This window comes from Streptomyces sp. PTY087I2, from assembly GCF_001687325.1.
Taxonomy (GTDB): domain Bacteria; phylum Actinomycetota; class Actinomycetes; order Streptomycetales; family Streptomycetaceae; genus Streptomyces.
On sequence record NZ_LZRD01000008.1, the window covers coordinates 178,663 to 196,734 of the forward strand.

The 18,072-nt window shown below is 71.2% G+C and carries 13 protein-coding genes; 5 read left to right on the plus strand and 8 right to left on the minus strand.

Annotated elements, in window-relative coordinates; all coding sequences use genetic code 11:
• Positions 1-164: 164 nt before the first annotated feature.
• On the plus strand, positions 165-2,621 hold the full coding sequence (locus A3Q37_RS10880; RefSeq protein WP_065481471.1) for a DNA topoisomerase (ATP-hydrolyzing) subunit A: 2,457 nt from the start codon (positions 165-167) through the stop codon (positions 2,619-2,621).
• Positions 2,622-2,719: 98 nt separating this feature from the next.
• Here A3Q37_RS10880 and A3Q37_RS10885 read toward each other — a convergent pair whose 3' ends face one another.
• Complete coding sequence (locus A3Q37_RS10885) at positions 2,720-3,853, minus strand: GTP-binding protein (RefSeq protein WP_065481473.1); 1,134 nt, start codon at positions 3,851-3,853, stop codon at positions 2,720-2,722.
• A gap of 23 nt (positions 3,854-3,876) precedes the next feature.
• Positions 3,877-5,031, minus strand: a complete 1,155-nt coding sequence (locus A3Q37_RS10890; protein ID WP_065481483.1) for a citrate synthase/methylcitrate synthase — start codon at positions 5,029-5,031, stop codon at positions 3,877-3,879.
• Positions 5,032-5,140: 109 nt separating this feature from the next.
• Here A3Q37_RS10890 and A3Q37_RS10895 point away from each other — a divergent pair, with 109 nt between their 5' ends.
• Positions 5,141-6,388 carry a citrate synthase gene (locus A3Q37_RS10895; protein WP_065481487.1) on the plus strand — a complete coding sequence of 416 codons (1,248 nt, stop codon included), beginning with the start codon at positions 5,141-5,143 and terminating at the stop codon, positions 6,386-6,388.
• Positions 6,389-6,450: 62 nt separating this feature from the next.
• Here the strand turns inward: A3Q37_RS10895 and A3Q37_RS10900 are convergent, their stop codons facing one another.
• Positions 6,451-7,470 (minus strand): LacI family DNA-binding transcriptional regulator, encoded by a 1,020-nt coding sequence (locus A3Q37_RS10900; protein WP_065481490.1) that lies wholly within the window; start codon positions 7,468-7,470, stop codon positions 6,451-6,453.
• 218 nt (positions 7,471-7,688) lie between these two features.
• On the opposite strand from A3Q37_RS10900, the gene A3Q37_RS10905 reads away from it, so the two are divergent.
• Entirely contained in the window at positions 7,689-9,371 is a 1,683-nt protein-coding gene (locus tag A3Q37_RS10905; protein WP_065481497.1) for a sensor histidine kinase, read from the plus strand.
• A complete protein-coding gene (locus tag A3Q37_RS10910) occupies positions 9,368-10,042 on the plus strand; it encodes a response regulator (protein ID WP_065481509.1) in 675 nt (224 codons plus the stop codon). The genes A3Q37_RS10905 and A3Q37_RS10910 overlap by 4 nt, the downstream gene beginning before the upstream one ends.
• A 28-nt stretch (positions 10,043-10,070) precedes the next feature.
• Here the strand turns inward: A3Q37_RS10910 and A3Q37_RS10915 are convergent, their stop codons facing one another.
• The 3 genes from A3Q37_RS10915 to A3Q37_RS10925 form a co-directional block, all read right to left on the minus strand.
• On the minus strand, positions 10,071-11,663 hold the full coding sequence (locus tag A3Q37_RS10915; RefSeq protein ID WP_065481511.1) for a cation acetate symporter: 1,593 nt from the start codon (positions 11,661-11,663) through the stop codon (positions 10,071-10,073).
• Positions 11,660-12,103, minus strand: a complete 444-nt coding sequence (locus tag A3Q37_RS10920; RefSeq protein ID WP_065481520.1) for a DUF485 domain-containing protein — start codon at positions 12,101-12,103, stop codon at positions 11,660-11,662. Before A3Q37_RS10920 ends, A3Q37_RS10915 begins: the two co-directional genes overlap by 4 nt.
• Before the next feature lie 254 nt (positions 12,104-12,357).
• Positions 12,358-14,484, minus strand: coding sequence for a type IIA DNA topoisomerase subunit B (locus A3Q37_RS10925; RefSeq protein WP_065481525.1), 2,127 nt, complete (start codon positions 14,482-14,484; stop codon positions 12,358-12,360).
• 447 nt (positions 14,485-14,931) lie between these two features.
• Between A3Q37_RS10925 and A3Q37_RS10930 the strand changes: the two genes are divergently transcribed.
• Entirely contained in the window at positions 14,932-15,165 is a 234-nt protein-coding gene (locus tag A3Q37_RS10930) for a hypothetical protein (RefSeq protein WP_006128079.1), read from the plus strand.
• A 257-nt stretch (positions 15,166-15,422) separates the two neighbouring features.
• Here the strand turns inward: A3Q37_RS10930 and A3Q37_RS10935 are convergent, their stop codons facing one another.
• Positions 15,423-16,253, minus strand: a complete 831-nt coding sequence (locus tag A3Q37_RS10935) for a trypsin-like serine protease (protein ID WP_065481528.1) — start codon at positions 16,251-16,253, stop codon at positions 15,423-15,425.
• A 165-nt stretch (positions 16,254-16,418) separates the two neighbouring features.
• Entirely contained in the window at positions 16,419-17,966 is a 1,548-nt protein-coding gene (locus A3Q37_RS10940; protein ID WP_065481529.1) for an RNA polymerase sigma factor, read from the minus strand.
• Between the last annotated feature and the right edge of the window lie 106 nt (positions 17,967-18,072).

An 18,072-nucleotide genomic window follows, 5' to 3' on the forward strand; every position in this document is an offset into this window, starting at 1 on the left:
TGTACCGCCCGGGCGGCTTCGGACCGTCCTCCGGACAGGCCTTCGGACGGGTCGAGGTCGGCGTTGTCAGTGGGGCGGTCCACAATGGACCGCGTCAGCAGCTCGTGTTGTCCCGAACAAGCTCAGGTCGCCCGAACAGAATCCGTGAAGGAGTCGCAGCCGCGATGGCCCGCCGTAGCACGAAGACCCCGCCGCCGGACGACTTCGAGGAGAAGATCCTCGACATCGACGTCGTCGACGAAATGCAGGGCTCCTTCCTCGAGTACGCGTACTCGGTGATCTACTCCAGGGCCCTGCCCGACGCCCGCGACGGCATGAAGCCGGTGCACCGCCGCATCGTGTCCCAGATGAACGAGATGGGGCTGCGCCCCGACCGCGGCTATGTGAAGTGCGCCCGCGTCGTCGGCGAGGTCATGGGCAAGCTGCACCCGCACGGCGACGCCTCGATCTACGACGCCCTGGTGCGTATGGCGCAGCCGTTCTCGATGCGTCTCCCCCTGGTCGACGGCCACGGCAACTTCGGCTCCCTCGGCAACGACGACCCGCCGGCCGCCATGCGGTACACCGAGTGCCGGATGGCCGATGCCACGTCGTTGATGACCGAGGCGATCGACGAGGACACCGTCGATTTCCAGTCGAACTACGACGGCCAGGAGCGCGAGCCGGTCGTCCTCCCGGCGGCCTACCCCAACCTCCTGGTCAACGGGGTCTCCGGGATCGCCGTGGGCATGGCCACCAACATGCCCCCGCACAACCTGGGCGAGGTCATCGCCGCCGCCCGGCATCTGATCAAGCACCCGGGCGCCGACGTCGAGACGCTGATGCGTTACGTCCCCGGACCCGACCTGCCCACCGGCGGCCGGATCGTCGGGCTCACCGGCATCAAGGACGCGTACACGGCGGGCCGCGGCTCGTTCAAGATCCGCGCCACCGTCTCCGTGGAGAACGTGACCGCCCGCCGCAAGGGCCTCGTCGTCACCGAACTGCCCTTCACCGTCGGCCCGGAGAAGGTGATCGCCAAGATCAAGGACCTGGTCTCGGCGAAGAAGCTCCAGGGCATCGCCGACGTCAAGGACCTCACCGACCGGGCGCACGGGCTGCGTCTCGTCATCGAGGTGAAGAACGGCTTCGTGCCGGAAGCGGTGCTGGAGCAGCTCTACAAGCTGACGCCGATGGAGGAGTCCTTCGGCATCAACAACGTGGCGCTGGTCGACGGCCAGCCGCTCACCCTGGGCCTCAAGGAGCTGCTGGAGGTCTATCTCGACCACCGCTTCGAGGTCGTGCGCCGGCGCAGCGAGTTCCGCCGCACCAAGCGGCGCGACCGGCTGCATCTGGTCGAGGGTCTGCTCGTCGCCCTCCTCGACATCGACGAGGTCATCCGGATCATCCGGGACAGCGACAATTCCGCGCAGGCCAAGGAACGCCTGATGGAGCGCTTCTCGCTGAGCGAGGTCCAGACGCAGTACATCCTGGACACCCCGCTGCGCCGCCTCACCCGCTTCGACCGGATCGAGCTGGAGAGCGAGCGCGACAAGCTGAACGGCGAGATCGACGCGCTGACCGCGATCCTGGAGTCGGACGCGGAGCTGCGCAAGCTGGTCTCCTCGGAGCTGGCCGCCGTGGCGAAGAAGTTCGGCACGGACCGGCGCACGGTGCTGCTGGAGTCGGCCGGTTCGCAGATCGCGTCCGTGCCGCTGGAGGTGGCGGACGACCCGTGCCGGGTGCTGCTCTCCTCGACGGGTCTGCTGGCCCGTACGGCGAACGCGGAGCCGGTCGAGATCTCCGAGGACGCCCGGCGCACCAAGCACGACGTGATCGTGTCGGCGGTGGCGGCGACGGCCCGCGGCGATGTCGGGGCCGTCACGTCGACCGGCCGGCTGCTGCGGCTCTCGGTGATCGACCTGCCGCAGCTGCCGGACACGCACGCGGAGCCGAACCTTTCGGGCGGGGCGCAGATCTCCGAGTTCCTCACGCTGGAGGCGGACGAGGAGCTGATCTGCCTCACGACGCTCGCCGAGGACTCGCCGGGTCTCGCACTCGGCACGCTCCAGGGCGTGGTGAAGCGCGTCGTGCCGGACTACCCGGCCAACAAGGACGAGTTGGAGGTCATCACCCTCAAGGACGGTGACCGCATCGTGGGCGCGACCGAGCTGCGGACGGGCGAGGAGGATCTGGTGTTCATCACTTCCGACGCCCAGTTGCTCCGCTACCCGGCGGGCTCGGTGCGTCCGCAGGGGCGGCCCGCCGGAGGCATGGCGGGCGTCAAGCTGGCGGCCGGGGCCGAGGTGCTGTCGTTCACGGCGGTGGACCCGGCGGCCGAGGCGGTCGTGTTCACGGTGGCCGGTTCGCACGGCACGCTGGACGATTCGGTGCTGACGTCCAAGCTCACCCCGTTCGACCAGTATCCGCGCAAGGGCCGGGCGACCGGCGGGGTGCGCTGCCAGCGGTTCCTGAAGGGCGAGGACGTCCTGGTCTTCGCCTGGGCGGGGCCGACCCCGGCCCGGGCTGCCCAGAAGAACGGCACCCCGGCGAAGCTGCCGGAGCCGGACCCGAGGCGGGACGGTTCGGGCACGCCGCTGCTGGAGAAGGTGGCCGTGATCGCGGGACCGCCGCTGTACTGACGCTGCCGTACGGCGGGGAGCGTGTCGTACGGGAGTGAGCGTTGTCGTACGCGAGGGAGCGGCCGGGGAGGGATGACCTCTCCTCGGCCGCTTGCCGGTTACGCCTCCGCGACCGCTTCCCGTACGTCGGCCTCCGCGGTCCCTTCGATGGCGGGCTCCGGTACGTAACGGAGCACGCCCCACATGGCGCGCTCGGTGTCCGAGGCGTCGGGCCCCGGCCCCGGCTCCGCGCGGCAAGCGGCCAGCGAGGCCACCAGCGCTTCGGCGTCGATGCCCGCGCCGATCATGACGAGCTGGGTGAGCCGCTGCTCGCCGCGCGCCCACGGCCGGGGGACGAAGCGCAGGAACCGGCCGACCGCGTGCAGGGCATAGGAGTTGTCCCGGTCCCCCGCGCCGAAGTCGACGAACCCCTTGATCCGGTAGAGCCCTTCGGGCCGGGAGTCGAGGAAGGCCATGAAGCGGCGCGGGTCCATCGGCACGTCGGCGGTGAAGTCGACGCTCTCGTACGCCGCGTGCAGGTGGTCGGCGTGCCCGTGCCCGTCGCACTCCTCGTGCTCGTCGCACTCCTCCTGGCGCAGCAGGTCCTCGAAGCTCAGCTGACCCGCCATCTCCTCGCCGTCCGGCCGCAGCGCGGGGTCGAAGAGCAGCTCGGGATCGATCCGGCCGTGCTCGGCGGAGATCACGGCGGCGGGGCCGCTCAGCTCCGCGACCGTCGCCCGCAGCCGCTCCCGTTCGGCCTCCCCCACCCGGTCGGTCTTGTTCAGGACGACGAGGTCGGCGACGGCGAGATGACGGTCGAGCTCGGGGTGCCGCTGCCGGGTGGAATCGAACTCCGCCGCGTCGACGACCTCGACGAGGCCTCCGTACAGGATGTGCGGGTTGTCGCTGGCCAGCAGCATCCGGACGAGCTCCTGGGGTTCGGCCAGTCCGCTCGCCTCGATGACGATCACGTCCAGCCGGGCGGACGGCCGGGTCAGCGTCTCCAGGAAGGTGTCGAGTTCGCTCGCGTCCACGGCGCAGCACAGGCAGCCGTTGCCCAGCGAGACCGTCGAGCCGACCTGGCCCGAGACGGTCATGGCGTCGATCTCGATGGCCCCGAAGTCGTTGACGATCACGCCGATCCGGGTGCCCGCCCGGTTGCGGAGCAGATGGTTCAGGAGCGTGGTCTTGCCGGAGCCGAGGAAGCCCGCCAGGACGACGACCGGGATCTGCGGGGTACGGGGCGGGGTCAACGGGGGCCTTCCTGGGAGCGTCGTCAGGGTGCCGGGACCGGCTGCGGCGGGGGTGCGCCGACGTAGCGGGCCGCCGGGCGGATGATCTTCGAGTCCTCCGCCTGCTCCAGGATATTGGCGCTCCAGCCGATCACCCGCGCCGCACAGAAGGTGGGGGTGAACATCGCGCGCGGCAGCCCGCACAGCTCCATGACCACCCCGGCGTAGAACTCCACGTTGGTATGCAGCTCCCGGCCCGGCTTGAGCTCGGCGAGGATCGCCTCGACCTGGGCCTCCACCTCCACGGCGAAGTCGACGAGCGGGCCGCCGAAGCCCTGGGCGATCGACTTGAGCATCCGGGAGCGCGGGTCCTCGGTGCGGTAGACGGGGTGGCCGAAGCCCATGATGCGGCGGCCGGAGAGGACCTGTTCGCGGATCCAGCCGTCGATGCGGTCCGGGGTGCCGATGGCGTCCAGGGTGTCCAGGGCCCGGCTGGGGGCTCCGCCGTGCAGCGGTCCGGAGAGCGCGCCGACCGCCGCCACCAGGCAGGCGGCCAGGTCGGCTCCGGTGGAGGCGACGACGCGGGCGGTGAAGGTGGAGGCGTTGAAGCCGTGGTCGACGGTCGAGACGAGGTACTGCTCGATCGCTCGTACCTGCTCGGGCCCGGGCTCCGAACCGGTCAGCATGTACAGGTAGTTCGCGGCGTGCGGCAGGTCCGCGCGGGGTGCGACCGGCTCCAGTCCCTGGCCGAGGCGGTGGAGGGCGGTCAGGATCGTGGGCACGGCCGCGCAGACGGCGAGCGCGTCCTCGCGTCGGCGCCCGGCGTCGATGTCGTACACCGGGCGGAAGCCGGCCGACGCTCCGAGCAGGGAGAGCGCGGTGCGGAGTCCCGCGAGGGGGCCCGAGACGGCGCTCGCGCGGGCGATGGCGGGCAGGGCCTCGGTGACGTCGGCGGGGAGTGTGCGCAGGCTCGCCGTACGGGCCGCGAAGTCGGCGGCCGCGGCCCGGTCGGGCAGCTCCCCGTGGAACATCAGGTACCACACGTCCTCGAAGCCGCGGGTCTGCGCCAGCTCGATCGCCGAGTACTGGCGGTAGTGGTAGAAGCCTTCGCGGCCACGGACGTCGCCGAGGGCGGTGTCGGTGACGACGACACCGGCGAGGCCACGGGGGACGGCGGGGGCGACAGGGGTGCTGGTCATGGCTGCTCTCCTCCGTGCATGCAACATTGATTCGACTGTCCATGCTTGACTGAAAATCTGTCAATGTTGATTGAATCAATGTTCATGCGGAGTGGATACGGTGGTTTCCATGACGGATCAACCAGAGCCCGAGCGGCACGAAGCGTCCCGGCTCACCACCCGGCAGGCGGCCGAACTGCTGGGCGTGAAGCCGGAGACGGTGTACGCCTACGTCAGCCGGGGCCAGCTGAGCAGCGTGCGGGCCGCCGGGGGCCGGGGCAGCACGTTCGACGCCGAGGAGGTCCGGGCGCTGGCGCGGCGTTCGGGGCGCCGGGACCCGTCCCCGGGCGGGGGCGACCTCGCCTTCCGGACGGGCATCACGCTCATCGAGGGCGACCGGTGCTACTTCCGCGGGGTCGACGCGACGGAGCTGGCCCGGCGGTACGGCTACGAGGAGGTCGCGAAGTGGCTGTGGACGGGCGAGCTGCGGCCCGGCGCCCGGTTCGCCGCGTCCGCCGGGACCCTCGCGGCGGCGCGCAGGGCGGTCGAGGCGCTGCCCGCGCACAGCGGGTCGACGGACCGGCTGCGGGTGGCGGTGACGGCTGCCGCGGCCACGGATCCGCTGCGGTTCGACCTGTCGCCGGAGGCGGTGCTGAACAGTGCGCGGGGCCTGATCCCGACGCTGGTGGGCGCGTTGCCGGTGCTGGGCGGTCCGGCGGCCGAAGGGGGTTCGCTGGCGGCGGAGCTGTGGTCACGGCTCACCGCGGAGCCGGCCGACGCCCCTTCCCTCGCGGTGCTGGACGCGGCCCTGGCGCTGCTGGTCGACCACGACCTGGCGGCCTCCACCCTGGCCGCCCGGGTCGCCGCCTCCGCGCGGGCCCATCCGTACGCGGTGGTCTCGGCGGGCCTCGGCGTGCTGGAGGGGCCGCTGCACGGTGCGGCGAGCGGGCTGGCGCACCGGCTGCTCCGGGAAGCGGTGGACCGGGGCAGTGCGGTCCCCGTGGTCGCCGACCATCTGCGGACCGGGCGGCGGGTGCCCGGCCTGGGCCACCGGCTGTACCGGGGCGAGGACCCCCGGGCGACGGTCCTGTTCGAGCTGCTGGCGGAGGTGCCGCAGGCGGCCGGGGCGCTGGCGGCGGCCCGTGAGGTGGTGGCCACGACGGCGCGGCACGCTCCGCTGCACGCCAACATCGACCTGGCGCTGGCCGTCCTGTCGGTCTCCCGGGGGATGGCGGCGGACGCGGGCGAGACGGTGTTCGCAGTGTCCCGTATGGCGGGCTGGATCGCCCACGCACTGGAGGAGTACGGGGAGCGCCCGCTCCGCATCCGGCCGAGCGGGCAGTACGTCGGCCCCCGGCCGCCCCAGCCGCTCCTCTGACCAGGACCCCAGGCCGCAGGTACGGACCAAGGCCCCTCCGGGGAGCGCAAATTAGCTACGGATCACAGGGAATTCTCGCGCGGTGGCTGGGCGGTGGACCCGCGGACCACCAGCTCCGGTTCGAAGAGCAGCTCGTCCGAGGGCACGGCCCGCCCACCGATCTGCACCGAGAGCAGTTCCACGGCCGCGCGCCCCATGGCCTCGATGGGCTGGCGGACGGTGGTCAGGGGCGGCTCGGTGCAGTTCATGAAGGCCGAGTCGTCGTAGCCGACGACCGACACGTCGCCGGGCACCGAGAGCCCCCGGCGGCGGACGGCGCGCACGGCGCCCAGCGCGAGCGGGTCGCTGGCGCAGATGATGCCGGTGACACTGCGCTCCAGCAGTCGCGTCGCGGCGGCCTGCCCGCCCTCCAGCGAGAACATGGCCCGGGCCACCCACTCGTCGGGGATGCTCGTCCCGGTCTCCTCGGCGAGCACCCGGGCGGCGGCGAGCTTGCGCTGCGAGGGCACGTGATCGGACGGTCCGAGGACGAGTCCGATGCGCTCGTGGCCGAGCGAGACGAGATGACGCCAGGCCTGCTCGACGGCGACGGAGTCGTCGCAGGAGACACCGGGGAAGCCGAGATGTTCAATGGCCGCGTTGATCAGGACGACGGGGATCTTGCGGTCGGCGAGCACCTTGTAGTGGTCGTGCGGGGCGTCGGCCTGGTGGTAGAGGCCGCCCGCGAAGACCACGCCGGAGACCTGCTGCTGGAGGAGCAGCTCGACGTAGTCGGCCTCGGAGACGCCGCCCTTGGTCTGGGTGCACAGCACCGGGGTCAGCCCCTGCTGGGCGAGCGCGCCGCCGACCACTTCGGCGAAGGCCGGGAAGATCGGGTTCTGGAGCTCGGGCAGGACCAGGCCGACCAGCCGGGCGCGTTCGCCGCGCAGCTGGGTCGGGCGCTCGTAGCCGAGGACGTCCAGCGCGGAGAGCACGGCCTGCCGGGTGGCGTCGGAGACGCCCGGCTTGCCGTTCAGCACCCGGCTGACCGTCGCCTCGCTGACTCCCACTTTCTGGGCCACTTGAGCAAGTCGTCGCGTCATGAACGCAAGATTAGCGCAAGAAACGCAAGAAGATTGCGTTGATGGCGAACTCGGTGGGAACGCTCACGGAGGCAGCGCTGAAACGCTCACAGACGCGGCGGCCGGAGGCAAGAGGTGCGCGGAGCGGACGCACCGATTCCCGGGTGCCGCGCGACGAATTCCCGGGCTCCGTGCGACGAGATTTCCACCCCGGCCGCCCGGCCCTTACCGTCTCTACGATGAACGCCCCACCGACCCCCGGCCGGGGACCGCGCCGGTTCGGCTGGCCCCAGCGGGTCTTCTCGCAGGTCCTGCTGATGCAGCTGGCCATCATCACCGGGGTGACGATCCTGGTCACCGGCCTCTTCCTGGCCCCCCTCAGCGAGCAGCTGGACGACCAGGCGATGCGCCGCGCCCTGGCCATCGCCCAGTCCACCGCCGCCCGGCCGGACATCGTGGAGAACCTGAGCAGCACGGACCCGTCGGACGGGGGCCCCGTACAGTCGGCCGCCGAGCGGGTCAGGCGGGCGACCGGCGCGGAGTACGTGGTCGTCATGAACCGGCGCGGGGTGCGCTGGTCGCATCCCGAAACCCACCGGATCGGCGCGGTCGTCTCCACCGACCCGGGTGAGGCGCTGCGCGGGCGTGAGGTGATGGAGATCGACAGCGGCACCCTCGGCCGCTCGGCTCGGGGCAAGGTGCCGTTGTTCGGCCCGTCCGGCGAGGTGATCGGCGCGGTCTCGGTCGGGATCGAGTACGACAGCGTCCGGGCCCGGCTCCTCGGGGCGATCCCGGGGCTCCTCGCGTACGCCGGCGGGGCCCTGGCCGTCGGGGCGCTCGCCGCGTATCTGATCTCCCGCCGGTTGCAGCGGCAGACCCATGACCTGGCGTTCTCCGACATCTCCGCGCTGCTGACCGAACGCGAGGCCATGCTGCACGGCATCCGCGAAGGGGTCGTCGCCCTCGACGCAGCCGGGCGCGTACGGCTCCTGAACGACGAGGCGCAGCGGCTGCTGGGGCTGGGCCCGGAGGCGGCGGGCCGCCCGCTGGACGAGGTGCTGGGCGACGGGAGGACCACGGACGTGCTGGCCGGGCGGGTGGTCGGCGACGACCTGCTGGCGGTACGGGGCAGCCGGGTGCTGCTGGCCAACCGGATGCCCACGGACGACGGCGGAGCCGTGGTGACCCTGCGCGACCGGACCGAGCTGGAGCACCTGGGCCGCGAGCTCGACTCCACCACGGGGCTGATCGACGCCCTGCGCGCCCAGGACCACGAGCACGCGAACCGGCTGCACACCCTGCTGGGGCTGCTGGAGCTGGAGATGCACGAGGACGCGATGGAGTTCGTCACCGAGGTGGTGGGCGTGCACCGGGCGACGGCCGAGCAGGTCACGGAGAAGGTCCAGGACCCGCTGCTGGCCGCCCTCCTCGTCGGCAAGACGACGGTCGCCGCCGAGCGCGGTGTCTCGCTGCGGCTGGCTCCCGGCACGCTGCTGCCGGACCGGGTGGTCGATCCCCGGGGCCTGGTGACGGTGGTGGGCAACCTCGTCGATAACGCCACGGACGCGGCGGCCGGATCGGACGGGGCGCGGATCGAGGTCGGCCTGCGGGCCGAGGGCCGTACGGTGATCCTGGGGGTGCGCGACAGCGGCCCCGGCGTCCCGGAGGACCAGCACGCGTCGATCTTCACGGAGGGCTGGTCCACCAAGGACGTCCCGGCGCACGGCAAACGCGGCCTCGGGCTCGCCCTCGTACGGCGGCTCGCGGAGCGCCAGGGAGGCAGTGTGACGGTGTCCGGTGCGGACGGCGGCGGCGCGGTGTTCACCGTCGTCCTGCCGGAGGCGCTGGCGGAGCCCGCCGCGAATGCCCCGGTCGGTACGCCGCACCCCACGCATCCGGTGACGACGGGAGAGCAGCGGTGATCGAGGTCCTGATCGTCGACGACGACGTGCGGGTGGCGCAGATCAACGCGGCGTACGTCGCCAAGGTGCCCGGCTTCCGGGTGGCCGCGCAGGCCCACTCGGCGGCCGGGGCGCTGGCGACGGTCGAGGAGGTCCCGGTCGACCTGATCCTGCTGGACCACTACCTGCCCGACCGCAACGGCCTCGCCGTCGTACGGGAGCTGCGCCGCCTCGGCCGTCGGGTCGACGTGATCATGGTGACGGCCGCCCGGGACGTCGCGACCGTGCAGGACGCGATGCGGCACGGTGCGCTCCAGTACCTGGTGAAGCCGTTCACGTACGCCGGTCTGCGTACGAAGCTGGAGGCGTACGCGGCGCTGCGGCGGACGCTCGACGGGGGCGGGGAGGCCGAGCAGGCGGAGGTGGACCGGCTCTTCGGCGCGCTGTGGGCGGCGGGCGAGCCGGCCCTCCCCAAGGGCCACTCCCCCACCACCGCCGAACTCGTCCGAGGGGCCCTGCGCGGCGCGGACGGCCCGCTCTCCGCGCAGGAGATCGCCGACAGCGCGGGGATGAGCCGGCAGACGGCCCAGCGCTATCTGAAGCTTCTTGAGCGGACCGGCAAGGTCCGGCTGACGCTGCGGTACGGCGAGACGGGCCGCCCGGAACACCGGTACGCCTGGGCCGCGGGCTGAAGCCCACGGCCCGGGGTCGCTCCGCGTCCTACGCCGCCCCGGCCCCCGTCAGCGCCCGCACTTCGGCCTCGGCGTGCTTGGCCTCGTCGGGCGGCTCGGGCGAGGTGACCGTACCGATCCAGCCGGCCAGGAAGCCGAGCGGGATCGAGACCAGGCCCGGGTTCTCCAGGGGGAAGAGCTGGAAGTCGACGCCGGGGAACAGGGACGTCGGGCTGCCCGAGACGACGGGCGAGACCAGCACCAGGACGACCGCCGGGACCAGTCCTCCGTACACCGACCAGACCGCGCCCCGGGTGGTGAAGTTGCGCCAGAACAGCGAGTAGAGCAGGACCGGGAGGTTCGCGGAGGCGGCCACGGCGAAGGCGAGGCCCACCAGGAAGGCCACGTTGAGGTTCTGGGCGAGCAGCCCGAGACCGATCGCGACCGCGCCGATCCCGGCGGCGGCGATACGCGCCACGGCGACCTCGCTGTGCTTCTTGCGCCCGGGGCGGCGGAGCGAGGCGTAGAGGTCGTGGGCGACCGAGGCGGACGAGGCGAGCGTGATGCCCGCGACGACGGCCAGGATGGTGGCGAAGGCGATGGCGGCGACCACGGCGAAGAGAATCGTTCCACCGGTGGAGCCCTCGCCGCCGCCGAGATCGAGGGCCAGCAGCGGGATCGCGGTGTTGCCCGCCGCGTTCGACGCGCGGACCTCGGCGGAGCCGACGAGTGCGGCGGCGCCGAACCCGAGCACGATCGTCATCAGGTAGAAGCTGCCGATCAGGCCGATGGACCAGACGACGGACCGGCGCGCGGCGCGGGCGGTGGGCACGGTGTAGAAGCGCGACAGGATGTGTGGCAGCCCCGCCGTGCCGAGGACCAGGGCCACCCCGAGGCTGATGAAGTCGAAGCGCGAGGTCCAGTCCCCGCCGTACCGCAGGCCGGGGGTGAGGAAGTCCTTGCCGTGGCCGCTGCGTTCGGCCGCCGTGTTGAGCAGGCTGTTGATGTTCCCGTGGAAGTGGACCAGCACGAGCACGGTGAGCACGACGGCCCCGGCCATCAGCAGGACGGCCTTGACGATCTGGATCCAGGTGGTGGCGCGCATGCCGCCGAAGGACACGTAGATCACCATGAGCGCGCCGACCCCGACGACGGTCCAGGACCGGGCCGCGTCGCTCGTACCGCCGAGCAGGAGGGCCACCAGGCTGCCCGCGCCGACCATCTGGGCGACCAGGTAGAGCACGGAGACGGTGACGGACGAGGTGCCGACGGCGGTACGCACCGGGCGCTCGGCCATCCGTGCGGCGACCACGTCGGCCAGCGTGAACCGGCCGCAGTTGCGGACGAGTTCGGCGACGAGCAGCAGGACGACCAGCCAGGCGACGAGGAAGCCGACGGAGTAGAGCATGCCGTCGTAGCCGAAGAGGGCGATCAGCCCGGAGATGCCGAGGAAGGAGGCCGCGGACATGTAGTCCCCGGCGATGGCGAATCCGTTCTCCATGGGCGAGAACAGGCGTCCGCCGGCGTAGAACTCCTCGGCGGAGCCCTGCCGGTTGCGGCCGACCCAGGTGGTGATGAAGAGCGTCACCGCGATGAACGCGCTGAACAGCAGGAGGGCGAGGGTCTGGTGGTCTCCTTTCACCGTGCGAGCCCTCTCGTCATCTCCTGGGTGTCCCAGCGCAGATCGAGCGCCGCCCGGTCCCTGCGCAGCCGCGCGTGCCGTGCGTACGCCCAGGTGAGCAGGAACGTGGTGAGGAACTGGCCGAGCCCCGCCACCATCGCGACGTTCACCGCTCCGGCGACCGGGCGGGCCATCAGGGCGGGGGCGGTGGTCGCGGCGACGACGTAGGCGAGATACCAGAGCAGGAAGGCGAGGGCGGCGGGGGCCACGAAGCGGCGGTAGCGGCGGCGCACCTCGCGGAAGGCGTCACTGCGGTGCACTTCCAGATAGATGTCGGCCGCGCTGGGCCGGGGATCCGGCGCCGCCTCACCCGACGCGTCGAGGGCCGCGGCACCTCCCGTACCGTCCTGGTCACCCCGGCCGGGTGCCGGTACGTCGTCCCACGGGTCGTCGAGCCGCACTCCCGCGGTCTGCGACCCTGCTTCCTTCTCCACCGAACAACTCCCCTGATCCGCGGACCTTTTCGGCCGCACGGCCAACGATGGGCGGTTCGGGAGGGTCCCGGGCGCGTCATTCGCCCGACTTCACCCCTTCAGGTGACAGATATCCGGGACTGCTGCGCGCTTCCCCGGCGGGACCCCCGGGAAACGCTCGCGGCCCCCGCTCCGGCGGAACCGGGGCGAGGGCCGTGCGACGGAACCCAGGGGTCCAGGGATCAGGCGTCGATGCGCGAGCGGTCCAGGGTGGCGGCGGAGCTGGTGATGAACTCCTTGCGGGGCGCGACCTCGTTGCCCATCAGCAGGTCGAAGACCTGCTCGGAGGATTCCAGGTCGCCGATGTTGATACGCCGCAGCGTGCGGTGGCGCGGGTCCATCGTCGTCTCGGCCAGCTGGTCGGCGTCCATCTCACCGAGGCCCTTGTAGCGCTGGATCGACTCCTTGATCCGGATGTTCTTGCGCTGGAACTCCAGGAGGGTCTGGCGCAGTTCGCTGTCGGAGTAGGTGTAGACGTACTTGTCCTGGCCCTTCTTGGGCTGGACCAGCTCGATCCGGTGCAGCGGGGGCACCGCGGCGAAGACCCGTCCCGCCTCGACCATCGGGCGCATGTAGCGCTGGAAGAGGGTCAGCAGCAGGGTGCGGATGTGAGAGCCGTCGACATCGGCGTCGGTCATCATGATGACCTTGCCGTAGCGGGCGGCGTCGATGTCGAAGGTCCGCCCGGAACCGGCTCCTATGACCTGGATGATCGCGCCGCACTCGGCGTTCTTCAGCATGTCGGAGACGGACGACTTCTGGACGTTGAGGATCTTGCCGCGGATCGGCAGCAGCGCCTGGAACTCGCTGTTCCGGGCCAGCTTGGCGGTGCCGAGCGCCGAGTCGCCCTCAACGATGAACAGCTCGCTGCGGTCGACGTCGTCACTGCGGCAGTCGGCGAGCTTGGCGGGCAGCGAGGAGGACTCCAGCGCGGTCTTGCGGCGCTGCGCGTCCTTGTGCTGCCGGGCCGCGATCCGGGTGCGGGCGGCGGCGACGGCCTTCTCCAGCACTGCCCGGGCCTGGGCCTTGGCGTCCCGCTTCGTCGAGGTCAGGAAGGACTTGAGCTCCTTGGCGACGACATTGGCGACGATCCGGTTGGCCGCCGAGGTGCCGAGCACCTCCTTGGTCTGCCCCTCGAACTGCGGCTCGGCGAGCCGTACGGTGACGACGGCGGTGAGCCCTTCGAGGGCGTCGTCCTTGACGATGTCGTCCTCGGCGACCCGCAGCATCTTGGCGGAGCGCAGCGCCTCGTTCACCGTCTTGGTCAGGGAGCGCTCGAACCCGGTGACGTGGGTGCCGCCCTTGGGGGTGGCGATGATGTTCACGAACGACCGTACGGTCGTGTCGTAGCCGGTTCCCCAGCGCAGGGCGATGTCGACGGCGAGCTCGCGGGTGACCTCGGTGGCGGTCATGTGGCCGCGGTCGTCGAGGACCGGGACGGTCTCCTTGAAGGTGCCCGTGCCGCTGAGCCGCTGGACGTCGCAGACGGCCTTGTCCTGGGCCAGGTACTCGCAGAACTCGCTGATGCCGCCGTCGAAGCGGAACGTCTCCTCCGTCTTGCCCTCGCCGTCGAGCGCCCGCTCGTCGCGGACGATGATCGTGAGGCCGGGGACGAGGAAGGCGGTCTGGCGGGCCCGCTGGTGGAGGGTCTCCAGGTTGAGCTTGGCGTCCTTGAGGAAGATCTGCCGGTCCGCCCAGTACCGCACCCGGGTACCGGTACGGGTCTTGGGGACGCGCTTGCCCTTGTGCAGGCCGTTGGCCGGATCGAACGGGCTGTCCGGTCCCTGCTCGGTGAACATGCCGGGGACGCCGCGCCGGAAGCTGATGGAGTGGGTCGCGCTGTTGCGGTCGACCTCGACGTCCAGGCGGGAGGAGAGGGCGTTGACCACGGAGGCGCCGACGCCGTGGAGGCCGCCCGACGCGGCGTAGGAGCCGCCGCCGAACTTGCCTCCGGCGTGCAGCTTGGTCATGACGACCTCGACGCCGGAGAGACCCGTCTTGGGCTCGACGTCGACCGGGATGCCGCGGCCGTTGTCCCGGACCTCCACGGAGGAGTCGTCGTGGAGGATGACCTCGATCTGGTCGCAGTAGCCGCCGAGGGCCTCGTCGACGGAGTTGTCGATGATCTCCCAGAGGCAGTGCATCAGGCCACGGCTGTCGGTGGACCCGATGTACATGCCGGGGCGCTTGCGGACCGCCTCCAGCCCTTCGAGGACGAGAAGGTGCCGCGCGGTGTAGTTGGAGCTGTCCCGGTCGCCTCCTGCTGCGGCCAGCATCGCGGTGGACGGCACGGACGTTTCGGCGGTCACGCGGTTCGCTCCTCGCTGAATTTCATCTGGGGCCCCCGTGGGTATCGGGCTGGGCGTCGGTTGCCGCTGAGAGCCTACAGAGGCCTGGTAGAGCGGTTGTAACGCCACCCTCGGGGAATCCTCATGCTAGTCGAGCTCCATCCGGGCTCGCATGGGTGTTCGATCATTCGTTGGAGTGACGTGCACATCACGTTCCCTTCGACGCATGAACCATTTAGGCTCCGGGCACGTCCTCATGAACAAACCGGCAAGCCGGCCGGCGGGACCCACCCCCAAGACAAGCAATGCGAAACCGTAGCGCTCCGCATACGGCACATTCGCCGCCAACCGGCAACAGACAGCCACACCGAGAAGAAGTTTCGAAGAAAAGCCACGAGCGGGAACGTTTTCGGCCTGGTTGGATGTTGACCCTGGTACGACAGCTCGTCGAGCTAGAGAAGAGGCGACGTGACTACTGTTCTGACCCCCGCGAGCCCGCTGACCGCAGCAGACCGCTGTGACCGTTGCGGCGCCCAGGCCTATCTGCGCGTCGTCCTGATCAGCGGCGGTGAACTGCTCTTCTGCGCCCACCACGGGCGCAAGTTCGAGCCGGAACTCAAGAAGATCGCCGCGGAAATACAGGATGAGACGGATCGGCTGACCGCCGTACAGACGGCTGCTGCCGACGAGGACCAACACTGACACCTCGCATCCACGACGAGCCAGGGGCTGGTCCAGGACCGGCCGACGGGCGGCTCCCCCACCGGGGGGAGCCGCCCGTTCTCGTTGCGCTGCCGGTGTTGTGAGGCCGGTGGGGAGACCCCAGGGGCTGTGCGTGGCTTCCGGGGCCCGTGCCGCCTCCGGGGCCTCGGTACGCGCCCGTGCCGTCCCGGACGAGGCCGCGGGCCCCACAGGCCTCGGTCACGGGGCCGTACGGCTACGAGGCGGCCCGGCGCGGCTCAGATGCGGCCCGCGGCCCAGTCCAGGGCGGCGGAGACCCGGGTGTACACCCCGGGGCTGCCCGGGCGCCCGCAGCCGCTGCCCCAGGACACCAGGCCGATGAGCCGCCCACGGGCCACCAGCGGCCCGCCGCTGTCGCCCTGGCACGCGTCCCGGCCGCCCGCGGGTTCGCCCGCACAGAGCATCGCCGAGGCCTTGTACGTACCCTCCCGGCCGCCCGGGTAGGCCCGCGCGCAGTCGCCGTCCGGCAGGACCCGGACCCGGGCTGAGCGCAGCACGGAGGCGTAGGTGCCGCTGCCCGTCGTATCGCCCCAGCCGTAGACATCCGCGGGCGTCCCGGCCCGGTAGGCGGCGTCCCCGCTTCCGGCCATCGGAATGGTCGCGCCCGTCGGCAGGGCGCGGGACAGGGTGAGCACCGCGAGGTCGCCCGCGTTGGAGACCGGGTCGTAGGCCGGGTTCACCCAGATGCGCCGGACCGGGATCTCCCGGCCGCCGGAATCGCTGAGCCGCTCCCGGCCGGCGATGACCAGGAGGTCCTTCACCCGCCTCGCCGGTCCGCCGAGCGCCTCGTCACTCAGACAGTGGGCGGCCGTCAGGATCTTCGTGGGAGCCACGGCCACGCCGCCGCAGAACTGCCCGGAGCGCGCGCCTCCGAACCGGTCGCGGCTCGACAGCGCCACGACCCAGGGGCTGTCCGCCACCGGGGCGGGGTGTCCGCCGACGACGATGCTCTCCGCGACCGCCGTGGAGGGGGCGGCGAGGGGCAGTACGGCCGTGGCGGCGGTCAGGGCGAGCGCCCCGGTCAGGGCACGGACGACGGGACGGGGCATGGGGACTCCTGACACTGAGGCGACAAACCGTTTCACCCAGCGTGATCCAGGCAGTCCGTGTCAGGCCCCGGAGACACGCCGGAGGGCCCGGATCCCCTGGGGGTTCCGGGCCCTCGGCCGGTGAATCTTCGGCGTTCCGCCCTTCGGCGAGCCGTTTCCCTCGACTTAGTCGAGGTAGTCGCGCAGCACCTGGGAGCGCGACGGGTGCCGGAGCTTCGACATCGTCTTCGACTCGATCTGACGGATGCGCTCACGCGTCACGCCGTAGACCTTGCCGATCTCGTCGAGTGTCTTCGGCTGACCGTCGGTGAGACCGAAGCGCATCGAGACGACGCCGGCCTCACGCTCGGAGAGCGTGTCGAGCACCGAGTGCAGCTGCTCCTGGAGGAGCGTGAAGCTGACCGCGTCCGCCGGGACGACCGCCTCGGAGTCCTCGATCAGGTCACCGAACTCGCTGTCGCCGTCCTCGCCGAGCGGGGTGTGCAGCGAGATCGGCTCGCGGCCGTACTTCTGGACCTCGATGACCTTCTCGGGGGTCATGTCGAGTTCCTTGGCCAGCTCCTCCGGGGTGGGCTCGCGGCCCAGGTCCTGGAGCATCTGGCGCTGCACACGCGCGAGCTTGTTGATGACCTCGACCATGTGCACCGGGATACGGATGGTGCGGGCCTGGTCGGCCATCGCGCGGGTGATCGCCTGACGGATCCACCAGGTGGCGTACGTGGAGAACTTGTAGCCCTTGGTGTAGTCGAACTTCTCGACCGCGCGGATCAGACCGAGGTTGCCCTCCTGGATCAGGTCCAGGAAGAGCATGCCGCGGCCGGTGTAGCGCTTGGCCAGAGAAACCACCAGACGGAGGTTGGCCTCCAGGAGGTGGTTCTTGGCCCGGCGGCCGTCCTCGGCGATGATCTCCAGCTCGCGCTTGAGCTTCGGCGCGAGCTTGTCGGCGTTCGCCAGCTTGTCCTCGGCGAAGAGGCCGGCCTCGATGCGCTTGGCGAGCTCGACCTCCTGCTCGGCGTTGAGGAGGGGGACCTTGCCGATCTGCTTCAGGTAGTCCTTGACCGGGTCGGCGGTGGCGCCGGCGACGGCGACCTGCTGCGCGGGTGCGTCGTCCTCGTCGTCGTCGGAGAGGACGAAGCCCTTGTTCTCGCCCTCGCCCTCCTCTTCCTCGCCCTTGCCGGCCTTGACCTCCTCGACCGGCTCGTCGCCGTCGAGGAGCTCGTCGTCCTGCTTGCCGGACTTCTTCGCGGCGGTCTTCTTGGCCGCCGTCTTCTTCGCGGCGGTCTTCTTGGCGGCGGTCTTCTTGGCTGCCGCCTTCTTCGCGGGAGCGGCCACGACGGCGTCTTCGGCCACCGCGTCCGCACTCTCGGCCGCCGGGGCGGCGGTGGCCGCGACGGTCCTGGTCACGGTGGTCTTCGCCGCGACGGTCTTGGTGGCGGTGCGCTTGACCGGGCTCTTCGCTGCGACGCTCTTGCGGGCGCGCTTCGGCGACTCCGCGGCACTGACCATCAGCGTCACACCCTCTTCCTCGAGGATCTGGTTGAGGCTGCGCAGAACGTTCTTCCACTGGGTTGGCGGAATCTGGTCAGCCTCGAAGGCCCGACGCACGTCATCGCCGGCGATCTGCCCATCAGCCTTTCCCCGCTCGATGAGCGCCATCACAGATTCGGACTCGGCGATCTCCGGCGGGAGCGTACGGGATGTGCTGGCCGACACGAACAACCTCTCGGAACGATGGAAACGGCTTCCGGCCCTGCCCTGGAGGGGGCTGGAACCGACGACCGCCGACTGGGGATGTCGTCGACGGCGCGGGTTTGGCCTC

Excerpts from the sequence above, each read along its gene's own strand:
- A3Q37_RS10905 (WP_065481497.1), top strand. The coding sequence starts at position 7,689 with ATGAACGCCCCACCGACCCCCGGCCGGGGACCGCGCCGGTTCGGCTGG.
- A3Q37_RS10895 (WP_065481487.1), top strand. The coding sequence starts at position 5,141 with ATGACGGATCAACCAGAGCCCGAGCGGCACGAAGCGTCCCGGCTCACC.
- A3Q37_RS10935 (WP_065481528.1), bottom strand. The coding sequence starts at position 16,253 with ATGCCCCGTCCCGTCGTCCGTGCCCTGACCGGGGCGCTCGCCCTGACC.
- A3Q37_RS10900 (WP_065481490.1), bottom strand. The coding sequence starts at position 7,470 with ATGACGCGACGACTTGCTCAAGTGGCCCAGAAAGTGGGAGTCAGCGAG.
- A3Q37_RS10880 (WP_065481471.1), top strand. The coding sequence starts at position 165 with ATGGCCCGCCGTAGCACGAAGACCCCGCCGCCGGACGACTTCGAGGAG.
- A3Q37_RS10890 (WP_065481483.1), bottom strand. The coding sequence starts at position 5,031 with ATGACCAGCACCCCTGTCGCCCCCGCCGTCCCCCGTGGCCTCGCCGGT.